The sequence below is a fragment of the Idiomarina aquatica genome (assembly GCF_003987185.1).
In the GTDB taxonomy this organism is placed as follows: Bacteria; Pseudomonadota; Gammaproteobacteria; order Enterobacterales; family Alteromonadaceae; genus Idiomarina; species Idiomarina aquatica.
Map to the genome: position 1 here is coordinate 1,118,776 of NZ_PIPS01000001.1, position 15,060 is coordinate 1,133,835.

A 15,060-nucleotide genomic window follows, 5' to 3' on the forward strand; every position below is an offset into this window, starting at 1 on the left:
TTAACGCTCCGCCTGCTCTACGTCGGCATCGGTATCCACCGTCGCCGGGGTAATGTTGTCCTCAACACTCTCAGCCAGGAACAGCGCTTCTTCGACACTGGTAATGCCTTGCTTTGCGTAATCCAGCGCCACCAAGGCCATCGAGCGAAAGCCAGTGGACTCATTGGCCGCTTCCGCAAAGCGCTGGGTATCGTTCATGCGCAGGGCATCCATCATTGCCCGGTTCATTTCCAGTAGTTCAAACACACCTATCCGGCCTTTGTAGCCGGTATGGTTGCAATGCTGACAGCCCCTACCTTTTTTGTAGCTATGCCCGGAGCTGCCCTTTTCGAGGTGTTCTAGTAGCGACTCCTGTTCTGGCTCTAATGGCGTATCCGTAGCGCAGCGTTCGCACACACGCCGTACCAGTCGCTGCGCAATAATGCCACGCAATGCGGCAGCAACCAGATAGGAAGGCGCGCCCATGTCAATCAAGCGCATAGCACTGGTAATGGCATCGTTGGTGTGCAAGGTCGACAACACCAAGTGACCGGTAATCGCACCACGTAAGCCGATTTCCACGGTTTCATGGTCACGCATCTCACCCACCATGATGATATCGGGGTCCTGACGCAGCGTGGTTCGTAGTACCCGGGCAAAGTCGAGACCGATTTTACTGCTGGTCTGCACCTGAGAAATCCGCGGCAACCGATACTCGACCGGGTCTTCAACGGTGATGACCTTTTTACTTTCGGTGTTAAGTTCACTTAATGCGCCGTAAAGAGTGGTGGTTTTACCCGAGCCGGTTGGTCCGGTTACCAGCAACATGCCATGGGGCCGGTTGATGAGCGCACGAACACGCTTCAGCAGCGGTTCCGGCATGCCGGTCTGATCCAGCGAGAGAATGCCACTGGTTTGGTCCAGCAGACGCATAACGCAGGACTCACCGTACTGAACGGGCATTGTCGATACCCGCACATCGATATTCTTCTTTTTGATCTTGATGTTGAAACGGCCGTCCTGAGGTAATCGGCGCTCTGAGATATCCATGCCTGACATCAGCTTTAAGCGCAACACCAAAGCACTGGCGATATTGGTCTCATCAAGAATGTTTTCCTGCAGTACTCCGTCGACCCGCTGACGGATCCGCAGCATATTCTCGTCGGGTTCGATATGAATGTCCGAGGCCCGCACTTGCACCGCATCTTCAAAGATGGACTGCAGCAGCTTGGCGACGGTCGCATCCTCTCCTTCCTCGTCGAGGCTCAGGGCGCCCAGTTCAAACTCAGCCGTGTCCTCGTATTCGTCCTGCAACTGGCTGGCGAAGGTTTCAATATCTTTAGTGCGCCGGTAGAGACTGTCAAACGCCTGCAACAGGTCGGTTTCTGCGACTACCGCAATATCCACTTCTCGCGGTGCCAGTTGTTGATTCACCTGGTCGATGGCGGCCAAATCCGCTGGATCGCTCATCGCCACTTTGGCGTGACCGTTATCAGCCTCGTAAACCAGCGCCCGGTGGCGGCGTGCCTGTACCTCAGGCAACAACTCAACGACCTGCTGTGGGATCTTCTGATCGCTTAACGACACCGTCGGAATTTTCAACTGCTGCGCAAGGAATTCCGTTAACTGTTGCTCACTGATAAAGCCAAGTTCAATCAGCGTTGCGCCAAGCTTACGGCCGGACTGCTTTTGCTCTTTCAGTGCCGAATCCAGTTGCTTCTCAGAAATGACTTGCTCGTGAACCAGCAAGTCACCCAAGCGCATTTTAAGGCGTGGACGTTGCATGCTGGCTCCTGAGTCGTTTGATCTGTTCGGCAATAAAATTCAGCGTCGGGGTGTGCTCGATCCGCGCGGCCGCCTGCTCAAATTCAGCCAATGCCTGCTGTGGGTGCTGTTCGCGCAGTGCCAGCGCCAACCCCAGTCGCCAACGACCATTATCCGGTTGAGCGTTAACCAGTGCGCGGTAGCTTTGCTGCATTGCGTCATTATCATCAAGTTGTTGCGCCAGTTCGGCTTGTAGCTGGTAATACTGGGGTAGCTCCGTCGCCGCAGGCTGATGCTGTACCAGTAACTGCAGAGCCAACTGCGGCTGGGCTTGTTTTTCCAGCATAGATGCCGCCAACAGTCGCAGTGAATGCGCCTGCGGGAACTGCTGCAGCCCTTCGCGCAAAATCGCAAGGGCTTGGGTGGTCTGCCCTCGGCCATATTCCAGCGCGGCCCACTCTTTGCGCACATCATGCCATTGTGGCTGGGCATTCAGGGCTGCTTCGTAGTGGCTGGCAGCATCCGTGAATAGCCCTTGTTTTTGTGCCTGCTCGGCTTTTTGTCGCTGGCGTTCGGCAACTTCTGCGGCAGTGAGCTGTACGCTTTGCTTGCTAAAGCTGCCAGTGCTAGCGCGTTGCTCACTTTCGCTTGCCGTGTCGTCTGATTGTTGCTGCTCATTTAGGGTTGGCTCAACCGCGATAGGCTCGGGTAATTCAAGCTCAGCAACTCGCGACGGCGCGGCTTCATTCTCTTCCGCCACTTCAGCAACGCGTTTATCACTCCCGGTATCCGGTTTGGACGCTGCTGCCTTCACCGGCTCTGATCGCTCGGACTGTGGCTGTTGCGATGGTCGTTGCTGAACCGGTTCAGTAGCCTGAGACGTTGACGAAACGGAGGCGTTATTCCAGACGTAATAGCCCACAGCAACGACCGTCACCATCACAACGACCAGCAACAGCCACAGCAGCCGGCTGCCGCTTCTGCTCGGCGGCGCAACGGCTGAGCCATGTCCACCGCCCGAGCCATTGTGCTGGTTGCGCTTATCCAGGTCATTCAATACTTTATTGATAATACTCAACCCAGTAACTCCCACGGCAGATAGTCGACAAACAGCGCTCCTAACGCGACCACTAGCCCAACGCTAAAAAGTAGAGTCCACAAGAACAGGCGATAACGGCGACTGCGGTAGATGACATCGTCGGTATCGGCAGCGGCCAGTTTGACATCATTCAGCGTGAGTTGATGGCGGCCTTCGCCAAACGCCAGCAGCAACATTTTATGGCACAACATGTTAACCAACCGCGGTATCCCTCTGCTGCATTCATAAATGGAAGCCACCACTTTGGCTGAAAAAATGGGCGCTCCGCTATAGCCGGCAATGCGCATGCGGTGGCCAATATATTCGCTGGTTTCATCAGCGTTCATTGCCGTTAATTGGTAGGAGAAGCTGATGCGTTGGCGCAACTGTCGAAACCGATGCTGTTGCAGTCGATCGTCTAACTCAGGCTGCCCAACCAGCACGATGTGCAGCAGTTTGCGGGATTGTGTTTCCAGGTTAGAAAGCAGCCGCACCGCTTCGAGGCTCTCTTCCGGCAACGCCTGTGCCTCATCAATGATCAGCACCACCGACTGACCATGTTGATTAATCTCCAGAAGGCGTTGTTGCAGTGCGCGCGCTAACTGATGCTCGCCGCCAATAGCCTGGGTATCCACTTCCAGCTCTTGCGCGATAGCTCGCCGCAGCTCTTCCGGGCTGAGGTAGGAGTCAGGCACGTAAGCGGTTTTAAAAAAGTCAGGTATGTCCTCAAGCAGCCGCCGACACAGCAAGGTTTTCCCGGTGCCGACCTCACCGGTTACTTTAATAAAACCCTCGCCGGTTTTCAGCGCCGTCAGCACCACCTTAGCCGCCTGATGATGGCTTTTAAGATCACAATAAAACTGCGTATTCGGCGTTATTGTGAACGGTAGCTGCTGCAGACCATAGTGATACAAATACATCCCGACGACACCCGCTTTCATTAATCCGTTAAATCAGGAAACCATGTTTTCAAGAGTTCCCGTGAACGTTCCAGTTCCTGTTGCCACGTATCCGCGCCAATGACCGTTGGTTTGATCAGAATGACCAACTCTTTTTTCTCGACCCGATTGGCACGGTTTTTAAACAAGTTACCCAATAACGGCAAGTCTCCCAGTAACGGTACTTGCTCGATGTCTTCGGTGGTGGTGGTTTGCATTAAACCGCCCAGTACCACAATTTCGCCGTTGCGAGCGCGGACAATGGTGTCGCTCTCACGAATATTACTGCGTGCCAGCGGCAAGCGCAGTGTTTCATCGCCTATTTCGATGACTTTTTCCTGCTCCGCAGTTTCTACCACGGACGGGTGAACATGCAGGGTGACCACATCGTCATCACTGATTTGCGGCGTCACATCCAACGAAATACCGGAGAAAAATGGTGTCAGTTCAATGTCCGAGCTGGTTAACGCATCATTAAGGCCCGTGGTGTTGGTCTGCGACTGAACGTCAGTAACGTAATACTCGTCTTCACCAATTTTAATGACCGCTTTTTGGTTATTCGATGCACTGACGCGAGGGTTCGACAGCACCTGCACGGAGCCCTGGGTTTGTAGCAGCTGTAAGAAGCTGGAAAAATTATTGTCGCTAAAGCGCAACCCGAATAAGCCATTGGACGTGGCGCTGGCAAGGTCTGCTGGGGTTGAGCCATTAAAGTTCACATCGAACCCCGACCCCAAACCATCGGCAAATTCATCCAGCTTGCTCCACTGTATGCCTTGCTCAAACCCATCGGCCAGTGTCACTTCAACAATCCGGGCTTCAAGAATGACCTGTCGCTGCAGGCGCGTTTGCAGCGTGGCCAGAAACTCACCCACTGCACGTAGCTTAGACGGCTGTGCGGTAACACTAACAATGCCAGCCTGCGGTGACATCACCACAGAACTGCCGTTGCCGGCCACTTTGCTGATCATGTCTTCGAGCTCGCCCCAGATATCCGTTTCGGACTGCGAACTGACACTGGCTCCGTTGCCGCCCTGCATCCGCTGGTTTGAGCTATTGCTGTTGCCGGAGCCTCCGCCCAACAGCCCTGGATTATTAAAATCACTGTTGGAATTATTAAAGCTGCCGCTGCTGTTGTTTTGGTTGCCGTTATTCGCGTTCTGGCTAACCCCGCCACTGGTAATCTGCGTTTGCGACATACCGAACCGTTTTAAGGACAAATAATCCAGCGAAAAGGTTTTGGTGCGCACCCCACTTGGAAACACCTGGACCATTCGGCCGGTTTGCTTAATCTCATAACCGTAAGTGTCTTCGATCACAGCAAGCGTTTCATCAATAGTGACGTCTTTTAAGTCCAGTGAGATTTCCCCCTCCACATCGGGGTGAACGATGATGTTATACGGGGTATCCACCGTCAGGCTGTAAAAGAACTCGCGTGCATCCATGGCTTTCGCTTGCAACACAAAGCGTTGTTCTTCCACCAGATTATTGGTGTCGGACGGACTGACCTGGATCGGTTGTGCTAAGTAGGCGGCAACCGCCTCAGGAATATCGTCATTGCTCGGCTGCGGGTTCGGCTTAGCCGTTGACGTCTGTTCCAACGCCTCGTAGGCTTGCTGAGGCGCTTGGTTCGGCTGATAAGCGCAGCCTGCCATTGAGCTCAACAAGGTGATACTGATGATAAAACATCCAACTCTCATTCAATTTCTCCTTGCTGACCACTACGACGCTTAATACCGCGGCTGTACATCGTCAGCTCAACTTCTTGTTGACCATTTTGCAAGCGCACCCGCTGATTCTCAATCGCAACAATTCTGAACCCGCGGATTTCATCATGATGCTGATAGCGTTGACCATTGATGATGGCATAACGGCGCTCGCCGAACACAATAATTTGGTCCAGTTCGAGCCCTTTCTGCGGTTTACCGCCGGCCGTTGCCGTAACCTGCGGTTGCCAACCATAAGGACGGGTGGGATCTTCAGTCGCAACAGCGGTGGTGCTGAGTGTCGACAGCATCAACGTTAGTGTCAAAGGGATGTACAGTTTGTTGCCTCTAGCCACCAATGATCTCCTTATCAACGCTTAACAGTTGCCAAACGATATCGACTTCTGCCTGCGGATAATCGAGTACCTGATAATGGAAACGGTGCCATTGTACTTCCGGATGCAACTCACGCAACTGCTGAAAAAACAACCGCAGTTCGGTGTAATTTCCCCGATACGTGGCATTAATCTGGTGCCGATACAGACTCACCGTGCCATCTTCTGCTTCAATCGGCTGTGGCGATTGCGATGCCAACGTCACCAACTGAAGCGCATCCGGGTACTGTAAGCTGCTCTCCAAAAACCGTTGACGCTCAGATTTATTCAGCAAGGTGTACGCATCAGACACGTCCTTCAATGACATCAAACGCGACTCTTTGCGCGAAATTTGTTGCCGCAGTGGCTGATTAATGTCTTCTTGTAATTGCTGCTGCAACACATCGATTGACTGCTGTTGCTGCGCCAGCTGTTGCTCAACATTGCTCAACTGTTGCTGGTTGCGTTGATGTTGTGCTTGCAATGGCAACAGCTGGTAGCTTAACAACGGCAAGGTAACCAGTAACCAGACGGCCACCCCGATGAGCACACGTCGCTCGCGAGGTAGCTCGCCGAATTGTTCCGCCCATTGATGCCAGCGTTGCAATAGCTTATCCATTACTTTGTCCCCGTAGCCGGCGCACCATAACTCACCGTATCACCGTTCGACGGGCTTTGCTGATTATTTAAAGAAAAGGTTTGTTGTTGCTGCTCGTTGCGATCCAGATCGACGACCGCAAAATGGCTTTGTGACAGCAGCGGCATTGACTGGAACCGTTGCATCCAGCGCGGGAGTAAATTAGCCCGAATCATTTTGCCGGATAACGAGACCCCATCAGGCGTAATGCTGAACTCCGTCAGCCAGAGGCCGTCAATATTGACTTGTGACAATTCCTGCATCAACTGATCCGGCGCTATCTGCCGCTCTGATTGCTGTGCTGCCAACTGTTGATTTAGCTGTTGTTGTGCCGCTATTGCCGCTTCTAAGGCTTGTTCCTGTTCTGTCAGGGCAGGGCTTGGTGAACGTTGTTCCAACTGTTGCTGTAATTGCTCGCGGCGCTGTTTTTGTTGTGCCAACTGTTCCTCCAACTGTGCCAGCGCCTGACGGCTTTGCTGTTGAAGCTGACTGGTGTACAGCACCGCTGCCAGCACGCAGACCGCCAAAACCAGGGTCACCAATGCCAACCGATTTAACGACAACCGTTGTACGATCGGTTTGAGTTCATCACGCAGTAAATTAATCGATTGCTTCATGAGGACTCCTTCGCCTGCGTCGAGTCTTCATGGGCCACTTTTGCGGCTGCAAAGGCATCGAGGTCGCTAAAGTCACCCTCACACAATTCACTCATCCAGTCTTCGTAATGGTAGCGCTGCACATCAACCGCCAACAACTCCGTCAGGGACTGCGTCACTTCGTCTAGTAACGAATGCTGCAATGCCAGCTTGATGGTCTTTACCGGTGCCTGACGTAGCTGACTTTCGTAGTAATCCATCGAGCGTTGGAGTTCGGTTGCCAGAGGTTCCAGCGCACCGAGCTTAATCTCTTCTTTGCTGTAGTGCTGGATCGACTGTAAACCACTCAGCGCACGGGTAAAACACAGTTTGCCGCGATGATAAATTTGCGCCAGATAGCCACGGGGTAATGGGTATAAGCACAACTCCGCGCGCTCCGCCTGGCTGTGCAACGTTGCTAATTCGATCTCGCTGACGCTGATTTTAACCGGCACCCAGCCGCACGCGACAATGTCGTGTGTCCATTGCTTAAGTTCCGCCTTGTTTGCTACCACCGCCACGACTTTATCCTGTCCGGACGCCTGATACGCCAGTTCGTAGTAATCGGTCACCATCTCTTCGGGTGCCAAATCGACCAACTCCCCCAGTTGGAAAGCGAGGCTGGCAGCAATATCCTGTGCCGGTACGTCAGGCCGGTCAACGGTCACAGACTGATAACGAGTTAACCCCAGCACTAACGTCACTTCGGCTTTTTTTAGATCCAGCTTGCTGTAGGTTTCGCTAAATTGTTGTAGCGCGTCAGCAAATGAGGAGGAGGACAGGTCGGTTGAATCATTCACAACCACTTCGGGCAGGTCAGCTTCGGTATGCCGCAACACCATGAGTCGCAGCTGCTTTACACCAAGTTGTAATATTATCCGGTAATTACCAGAACGCGCACGGGACGCTCCGATCAGCACACGTTAACCCTTTTCTAATTATTATCGGGAAATGATACCAGAGATGTGCTCAGCAAGTGAACAAAAAACGACAAAAAACAACAAAAAATGAAGGGCTATGACAGCGGCATAGCCCATACGTTACAGACGCTTAGCAGACTCAGTAACCGACTAGAAACGGAACTGACCTACAGCCCGACTCAATTTACCGGCAAGTTCCTGTAATTGATGTGCGGTAGCGCTGGTATGTTCCGTTGCTTCCTGGTTTTGATCGGCCATTGCCGAGAAACTCTCAACGTTACGCGCTACTTCATCGCTGGCGGCGTTCTGCTCGCCCAATGCGTCGCTGATGTCCTGCACCACCTGCAACACTCGGTCAAAGCTCTCGCGAATCTCATTAATCGCCTGACCGGTCATTGAAGCCAGCTCAACGCCTTCCTCAACCTCGTGCACACCATGCTCCATTTGCTTAACACTGGCCTGAGTGCCGCTCTGAATTTTTGCCACCGTGGCTTCGATTTCATCGGTGGATTCGCTGGTACGTTGCGCCAAATGACGAACCTCATCGGCGACTACGGAGAATCCGCGGCCTTGCTCTCCGGCACGAGCCGCCTCAATGGCCGCATTCAGTGCCAGTAAATTGGTTTGATCGGCAATCGATTTGATCACGTTAACGATGGAGCTGATTTGCTCGGACTGTTTATCCAGTTCAACCAACTGTGCCGACGCTTGCTGAACAGCGTCGCTGATGCGGTTCATTGAGGCAACCATCTGCTCCATAACGGAGGCACTTTGTTCAGCGTTTTTACTGGACTGTTCAGATATTTCACGTGCTTCTGAGGCGTTCTCTGACACATGGTTGATGCTGGTACTCAATTCTTCAATCGAAGTCGCAATCGTGGTTGATGCCCGCGTTTGTTCATTAGACGAGGCTGATAACTGTTCGGCGGTACTGGCCACCGAGTTACTGGCTGAATCCAGCTCCGACGATGCGGTTTTAATTTCACCCATCATATTGCGCAGTTGTGTCTGCATGGTGGCCATCGCTGACAACAGCTCTGCCACTTCATCACGGCCGCTATCATCAATCGTCGCCCGTAAGTTACCATCGGCAATGGTGGTTGCCACCCGCATGGCATCCTCAATGCGCCCCGCCAATTGACGTCGGAATAAGAGTGCGGCCACGACCGCGACCCCAGCGACCAGCAAGCCACCCAGCACCACGACCGAATAAACCAGTTTCGCGGCACTGTCTGCCGCGGCAGAGCGCTGTACCAACAATTGCTGTTCCGTCGCGATAAACTGATCCATCAGCTCGCGGAGTTGATCCATGCCTTCTTTGCCACGCCCCTGCTTCACAAGGTAAGCGGCCTGATCCAGACCCATAGCACCCGGTCCGTATTGAGTACGAATATCAATCGGAGGGTCGATCGCCTCGGTCAACCACTGCTGGTAGACCTCGCTGAGCTGTTGCAGCAATTGCTGTTGTTCCGGATTGTCAGCGGTCAACTCACGTAATGATTTGAGGTTGCGTTCAACACCTTCTTTACCGTCAATATAGGGTTGCTGAAAAGCTTCTTCACCACTGATGACATACCCCCGTTGGCCACTTTCAATATTGAGAAAGTGTTTAACCAGATCCTCCGCCTCGCTGATGACGGTGAAAGTATGTTCAGCGCGTTGCGTGGTTTGTTCCATGTTGGAAACGCTATAGACGACCGTGCCGATCAGTCCTGCCAAAACAACAATGATCACACCAAAGGCGATGATGAGTTTGTGAATGAGCTTCATCCGGCATCTTCCGAGTTATGGTTCTTGAGTAAAGGTTACACTTTATCTATCGGCCAGTCTCGGCGGTTCTTCAATAAACTTTAACGTTCATTCAGAAACTTGCCACTGCAGCGTATTACCGGCGTAATACGGCACCATTGGGCCATCAGCAGTATCCAGCGTTGCCGCCACTTGCCATGGCGACTGCGACAAGGTGATGGTTTCTTGATTCTTCTCAAAACCATAAAACGCCGCACCAAATACGGAAGCAAAATTTTCCAGTTTGTCGAGCGCCTGATGCTGAGCAAAAAACTCGGCATATAACTCAATCGCCGCCGGCGCCGAGTAACAGCCTGCGCAGCCACAAGAGGTTTCTTTATTCGCCTGTACATGCGGCGCGGAATCAGTACCGAGGAAAAACTTAGGATTGCCCGACAGTGCCGCCTGTTGCAGTCGCAACTGGTGCTCACGACGTTTTAAAATCGGCAGACAATAATTATGCGGACGTACACCGCCAACCAGCAAGTCGTTGCGATTCATCAACAAATGCTGCGGGGTCATAGTTGCTGCGACGTTCTCATTGGCCTCACTGACAAAGTCGACGGCGTCGCCGGTCGTGATGTGTTCCAGTATCAGCTTTAAGCCGGGAAACTGCTGAGTGATCGGTATCAGATGACGTTCGATGAAGACGCGCTCGCGATCAAAGATGTCGATCTCTTTATCGGTGACTTCCCCGTGAACCAGCAACGGAACCCCGTGCTGCTGCATCGCTTCAAGTACCGGAGCCAGCGCTTCCACCGATTTGACACCGGCCGCTGAATTAGTGGTTGCTCCGGACGGATACAGTTTAAAGCCGATGATGCGGCGGTCAGCTGCGGCTTTTTTCACTTCAGCAACCGAGGTATCAGCAGTCAGATACAGTGCCATTAGGGGTTCAAACGTCATCTCCGCTGGCAACGCCGCCATAATTCGCTCGCGGTAAGCCAATGCCATTTCGACCGTGGTCACTGGCGGCACCAGATTAGGCATTACAACCGCACGGTGGAAAACCCGCGCGGAAGCCGGAACCGTTGTTTGTAGTAATGCGCCATCGCGCAAATGGAGGTGCCAATCGTCAGGTCGAGCTATGGTTAACTGCTGCATCGGGGGAGCCTATCTCGTTGTCAATGTAAAAGCTTAGGCTGAAATTATATGCTGTTGCATAGCGCCCTGTCTAACCCGACGCCGATTAACGCAGTCCCATCGCTTCCTTCCAGTGCTTGCGACAGCAGGACACATAGCGATCATTTCCCCCGATAGCAATTTGCTGACCCATGGTAACGGCTTGCCCATTTTCATCGACGCGCAGCGACATCGTGGCTTTGCGGCCACAATGACAAATGGTTTTCATCTCCACCAGTTTGTCGGCGATGGCCAGCAAAACGGCACTGCCGGGGAAGGCATTACCAAACGCATCGGTGCGGATGCCATAACACATGACCGGAATGTCATGACGATCGACCAGTGTGCTCAACTGCCAAACCTGCTGCTCGGTTAAAAACTGTGCTTCGTCAATCAACAAACAGTCAATGGGTGTGCGCCGATGCTCAGCCAGCACTTTATCGATCAGGTTACAATCACTGCCAAAACTCATTGCCTGACGTTTTATCCCAAGTCGCGACGCAATTTTGCCGCTACCGGCGCGATCATCGATCGCCGGGGTCATTAACAACACCTGCTGATTGCGCTCTTCGTAATTGTGCGCAACCTGTAATAACGAGGTGCTTTTACCGGCATTCATCGCCGAGTAGGTAAAATACAAGGAAGCCATATTATTGTTTTTATGTCATCATGATAAAAAGCAAATCTTACCGAGGAGCCTGTGATATGCAATACCCAGCCGAATTTATCCGTGCCATTCCCAAAGCCGATCTGCACTTACACCTGGATGGTAGTTTACGTGCCAGCAGCTTGGTGGATATGGCGAAACGCTCCGGCGTCGAACTGCCCAGTTACACGGAAGAAGGCCTGTTCGAACAGGTATTTAAGTCGCATTACAATAACCTCGGTGAGTATTTAAACGGGTTTCAGTACACCTGTGCGGTACTGCGGGATCTGGAAAACCTGGAGCAAGCCTCGTACGAGCTGGCCATTGACAACCAAAACGAGGGCGTCACTTATATTGAGGTAAGGTTTGCCCCCCAGTTATTGATGGATCCCTCTAAAGGCGTCACCTTTGATACCATCATGCATGTCGTCAATGACGGTTTAAAGCGTGCCAAAGACGAATATAACCAACAGCCGGACGTAAAAAGCGGTGACAAGCCGGCCTTTAATTACGGCATCATTAACTGTGCCATGCGGATGTTTGGCAAAAAAGGGTTCTCCCCTTACTACACCCAACTGTTCCAGCACCTGCGTGACTTTGAACCCATGCAAGTTATTCGCACCGCTGCGATGGAGCTGGTGCGCGCCAGTGTCCGTATGCGCGACGAAGAAGGGCTACCGATTGTCGGGCTGGACATCGCTGGACAAGAAATTGGTTATCCCGCGGGTAAATTCAAAGACGTTTACGAATACGCCCATGAAAACTTTTTACTGAAAACCGTGCACGCTGGTGAAGCCTATGGCGCTGAAAGTATCTTTGAGGCACTGACTCAGTGTCATGCCGATCGCCTGGGTCATGGCTATTCGTTATTTTCACCGGAAATGACCTCTGATCCGAGCATTAACGATCCTAAAGCTTATGGTGAAAAGCTGGCGTCCTACATTGCTGACCAACGCATCGCTATCGAAGTCTGCTTAACGTCAAACCTGCAGACCAATCCTGCCATTGGCGACATTAAGAATCACAACTTCCGCCATATGCTGGATCATCGTTTGGCCACCGTCATCTGTACCGATAATCGGCTGGTTTCGCGCACCACCGTCAGTAACGAATATCAGTTGGCGGTTGATAACTTTGATATTCCGTTGCACCGACTGAAGGATTTGGTTGCTTACAGCTTCAAGAAGAACTTCTACCCCGGTGCTTACACCGAAAAGCGTGAATACACGAAGCAGAATCTGGCGTACTTTGACAAGATGGTCGCGAAGTTTGGATTAACCGAGGAATAAGCGTCAGTTTAACGAGGCTCGCCAGGCAGTCACTGCTGCCGGGCGAGCTTTCATGCCGTCATCATCTGTGACGAATTAGAACGGAATATCGTCGTCAAAATCCGCCGAGTCTGGCGAGAACGGCTGAGGTTGTGATGGTTGTTGAGGGCGCTGTTGTGGTGCATTACCCGGCGTCGGGGCCTGACCACCACCCTGTGGCTGCTGCGCTGGTTGCTGCGGCGGCTGTTGATAACCCTGCTGATAGCCACCTTGCTGTGCCGGAGCAGACTGATTCATGCCCTGGTTCATGCCTTGATTCATACCTTGGTTCTGACCCATGCCAGCACCACCGCGCGAATCCAGCATTTGCATGTCGTTAATGACGATTTCTGTGGTGTAACGATCCTGGCCATCCTGACCTTGCCATTTACGGGTTTGCAGTCGCCCTTCGACGTATACTTTTGAACCTTTTTTCAGGTATTCACCGGCAATCTCCGCCAAGCGACGATACGCCACACAACGGTGCCATTCGGTTTGCTCGCGCGGCTCGCCCGTTTGTTTATCTTTCCAGGTTTCGCTGGTCGCGATTGATAAATTCGCAATAGCCGTGCTGTTTTGCGTATAACGCACTTCTGGATCGGCACCCAGGTTACCGATTAAAATCACTTTGTTGACACCGCGACTGGCCATGCTTTTCTCCTGTTTTAAATCTTATCGTATTAATTAAAATTGTCGTTATTTTGCCGGTTCATGGGCTTGCAAGAGACCTTGCACGGTCTCTTCATCATACTGCTTTTTATCGACTTTTAAATAACTAATTTGGTCATCTGGTGCGTAACGAACTTCCTCAACGCCGGTTACTTGTAACAGCCGTTGATTTAATTCACTCCGCTGAGTTTCCGCCAAATGACCAAGGTTCAGCGCCACATTAGTCACCGCTTTCGGATTTTTCATCCATAAGGTTAACACTAACCAACAGCCTAATAGAGTCAGCGATAAAATGCCTAATCCCGTTGACTGATATGTTTGTAAGACCCAACCGCCGGTACTGCCACCGATAAAAGCACCTAAAAACTGACTGGTCGCATAAAGGCCGCTGGCACTGCCTTTACTACCGGCCGGCGCAATACGGGTTAAGAATGAAGGTAGCGAAGCTTCCAGATAGTTGAAGCCGGCGAAAAAAATCACCAGCGCCGCCACCAGCACCACCGCCGAAGCTCCCAACATATCGGCCAGCGCCACCCCAATGCACAGCATCAGCAATGCCAATCGGAACCAGAACACTTGATTATCAGTTCGCGAGCTGCGAATGATCATGGGCACCATGACGGCAATTGATGCCACCAATGTTGGCAGATAAAACCAGGCGTGGGTTGCTGGCTCAAAGCCGGCCTGCTGCAGTTGCGTCGGCAACGTGATAAACCAAGCCGTCAGCACCGCATGTAACACAAAAACGCCGACATTCAGCTGCCATAACTGACCATGTTTTAACAGGCTACGCAACTCGGATGCAACGGGTAGCGCATCTCGTCGTGCCGTTTGTGTTTGCACCTGTGGCACGCTGGCGACTAATACCACGATGCCTAACACGCCGGTTGCAGCGGTAAACCAAAAGATACCCGCCAAACCCAGCCAACTGCCAAGCAAAGGACCCGCCACCATGGCAACGGCAAAGGCGAGCCCGATACACATACCGATGATCGCCATGACTTTGGTACGTTGCTGTTCTCGCGACACGTCAGCAGCCAGCGCTAAAATGGCGGCTGCCACGGCACCCAAGCCCTGGATAGCCCGCCCGATTGCGACCCCAAGCAAACTGTCCGCCTGCGCCGCAACCACACTTCCGAGGATAAACACCAACAGCCCCAGGATAATGACCGGACGCCGGCCCCAACGATCCGACAACATGCCCATGGGGATCTGCAGCAGAGCCTGAGTGAGACCGTAAGCACCCAACGTTGCACCCATAAGGAAGGCACTATAATCTGGGTAGTCACGGGCATAAATTGCCAGCACGGGCATGATCAAAAACAGCCCCAGCATCCGTATTCCGAAGACGGATGCCAGCGCAACAGCGGCTCGTTTTTCCGTTTGATTTAGTGTTTGTTGTGACATCGACCACAGCTTTAGAATTCTTCAATGACAGCATTGTACCAGATGCGGCTGGGTGTGCGATAATGTGTTCAGCAGCCAATAGGAAGTAAT

General features: G+C 52.4%; 14 protein-coding genes. 1 reads left to right on the forward strand and 13 read right to left on the reverse strand.

The window, feature by feature from the left end:
- The 11 genes from CWE23_RS05125 to CWE23_RS05175 all read right to left on the reverse strand — a co-directional run bounded on the left by CWE23_RS05125 (position 1) and on the right by CWE23_RS05175 (position 11,590).
- Positions 1-1,764, reverse strand: a complete 1,764-nt coding sequence (locus tag CWE23_RS05125) for a GspE/PulE family protein (protein ID WP_126819680.1) — start codon at positions 1,762-1,764, stop codon at positions 1-3.
- Positions 1,745-2,821, reverse strand: a complete 1,077-nt coding sequence (locus tag CWE23_RS05130; protein ID WP_126819681.1) for a tetratricopeptide repeat protein — start codon at positions 2,819-2,821, stop codon at positions 1,745-1,747. The genes CWE23_RS05125 and CWE23_RS05130 overlap by 20 nt, the downstream gene beginning before the upstream one ends.
- On the reverse strand, positions 2,818-3,741 hold the full coding sequence (locus tag CWE23_RS05135) for an ExeA family protein (protein WP_126819852.1): 924 nt from the start codon (positions 3,739-3,741) through the stop codon (positions 2,818-2,820). Before CWE23_RS05135 ends, CWE23_RS05130 begins: the two co-directional genes overlap by 4 nt.
- 20 nt (positions 3,742-3,761) lie before the next feature.
- Complete coding sequence (gene mshL, locus CWE23_RS05140; RefSeq protein ID WP_126819682.1) at positions 3,762-5,459, reverse strand: pilus (MSHA type) biogenesis protein MshL; 1,698 nt, start codon at positions 5,457-5,459, stop codon at positions 3,762-3,764.
- A complete protein-coding gene (locus tag CWE23_RS05145; RefSeq protein WP_126819683.1) occupies positions 5,456-5,821 on the reverse strand; it encodes a hypothetical protein in 366 nt (121 codons plus the stop codon). Before CWE23_RS05145 ends, mshL begins: the two co-directional genes overlap by 4 nt.
- On the reverse strand, positions 5,814-6,458 hold the full coding sequence (locus tag CWE23_RS05150) for a hypothetical protein (RefSeq protein ID WP_105305536.1): 645 nt from the start codon (positions 6,456-6,458) through the stop codon (positions 5,814-5,816). The genes CWE23_RS05145 and CWE23_RS05150 overlap by 8 nt, the downstream gene beginning before the upstream one ends.
- A complete protein-coding gene (locus CWE23_RS05155; protein ID WP_126819684.1) occupies positions 6,458-7,093 on the reverse strand; it encodes a PilN domain-containing protein in 636 nt (211 codons plus the stop codon). Before CWE23_RS05155 ends, CWE23_RS05150 begins: the two co-directional genes overlap by 1 nt.
- The gene (locus CWE23_RS05160) at positions 7,090-7,953 is read right to left on the reverse strand and encodes a type IV pilus biogenesis protein PilM (protein ID WP_105305534.1); all 864 of its coding nucleotides are present in this window, start codon (positions 7,951-7,953) and stop codon (positions 7,090-7,092) included. The genes CWE23_RS05155 and CWE23_RS05160 overlap by 4 nt, the downstream gene beginning before the upstream one ends.
- A gap of 228 nt (positions 7,954-8,181) precedes the next feature.
- The gene (locus CWE23_RS05165) at positions 8,182-9,801 is read right to left on the reverse strand and encodes a methyl-accepting chemotaxis protein (RefSeq protein ID WP_105305533.1); all 1,620 of its coding nucleotides are present in this window, start codon (positions 9,799-9,801) and stop codon (positions 8,182-8,184) included.
- Positions 9,802-9,888: 87 nt separating this feature from the next.
- The gene (gene pyrC, locus CWE23_RS05170; RefSeq protein ID WP_126819685.1) at positions 9,889-10,923 is read right to left on the reverse strand and encodes a dihydroorotase; all 1,035 of its coding nucleotides are present in this window, start codon (positions 10,921-10,923) and stop codon (positions 9,889-9,891) included.
- 85 nt (positions 10,924-11,008) lie between these two features.
- Positions 11,009-11,590: a thymidine kinase gene (locus CWE23_RS05175; protein WP_126819686.1), complete on the reverse strand. Its 582-nt coding sequence runs from the start codon at positions 11,588-11,590 to the stop codon at positions 11,009-11,011.
- Positions 11,591-11,646: 56 nt separating this feature from the next.
- On the opposite strand from CWE23_RS05175, the gene CWE23_RS05180 reads away from it, so the two are divergent.
- On the forward strand, positions 11,647-12,876 hold the full coding sequence (locus tag CWE23_RS05180) for an adenosine deaminase family protein (protein WP_105305530.1): 1,230 nt from the start codon (positions 11,647-11,649) through the stop codon (positions 12,874-12,876).
- A gap of 75 nt (positions 12,877-12,951) precedes the next feature.
- Here the strand turns inward: CWE23_RS05180 and ssb are convergent, their stop codons facing one another.
- Together ssb and CWE23_RS05190 are read right to left on the reverse strand one after the other, a co-directional pair.
- Complete coding sequence (gene ssb, locus CWE23_RS05185; RefSeq protein WP_105305529.1) at positions 12,952-13,545, reverse strand: single-stranded DNA-binding protein; 594 nt, start codon at positions 13,543-13,545, stop codon at positions 12,952-12,954.
- A 45-nt stretch (positions 13,546-13,590) separates the two neighbouring features.
- Positions 13,591-14,970, reverse strand: a complete 1,380-nt coding sequence (locus CWE23_RS05190) for an MFS transporter (protein WP_126819687.1) — start codon at positions 14,968-14,970, stop codon at positions 13,591-13,593.
- Positions 14,971-15,060 lie beyond the last annotated feature (90 nt).

Coding starts and splice junctions, on each gene's coding strand:
- CWE23_RS05125 (WP_126819680.1), bottom strand. CDS start 1,764: ATGCAACGTCCACGCCTTAAAATGCGCTTGGGTGACTTGCTGGTTCAC.
- ssb (WP_105305529.1), bottom strand. CDS start 13,545: ATGGCCAGTCGCGGTGTCAACAAAGTGATTTTAATCGGTAACCTGGGT.
- CWE23_RS05165 (WP_105305533.1), bottom strand. CDS start 9,801: ATGAAGCTCATTCACAAACTCATCATCGCCTTTGGTGTGATCATTGTT.
- CWE23_RS05160 (WP_105305534.1), bottom strand. CDS start 7,953: ATGGTGTTGCGGCATACCGAAGCTGACCTGCCCGAAGTGGTTGTGAAT.
- CWE23_RS05175 (WP_126819686.1), bottom strand. CDS start 11,590: ATGGCTTCCTTGTATTTTACCTACTCGGCGATGAATGCCGGTAAAAGC.
- CWE23_RS05155 (WP_126819684.1), bottom strand. CDS start 7,093: ATGAAGCAATCGATTAATTTACTGCGTGATGAACTCAAACCGATCGTA.
- CWE23_RS05190 (WP_126819687.1), bottom strand. CDS start 14,970: ATGTCACAACAAACACTAAATCAAACGGAAAAACGAGCCGCTGTTGCG.
- mshL (WP_126819682.1), bottom strand. CDS start 5,459: ATGAGAGTTGGATGTTTTATCATCAGTATCACCTTGTTGAGCTCAATG.
- CWE23_RS05180 (WP_105305530.1), top strand. CDS start 11,647: ATGCAATACCCAGCCGAATTTATCCGTGCCATTCCCAAAGCCGATCTG.
- CWE23_RS05150 (WP_105305536.1), bottom strand. CDS start 6,458: ATGGATAAGCTATTGCAACGCTGGCATCAATGGGCGGAACAATTCGGC.
- CWE23_RS05135 (WP_126819852.1), bottom strand. CDS start 3,741: ATGTATTTGTATCACTATGGTCTGCAGCAGCTACCGTTCACAATAACG.
- pyrC (WP_126819685.1), bottom strand. CDS start 10,923: ATGCAGCAGTTAACCATAGCTCGACCTGACGATTGGCACCTCCATTTG.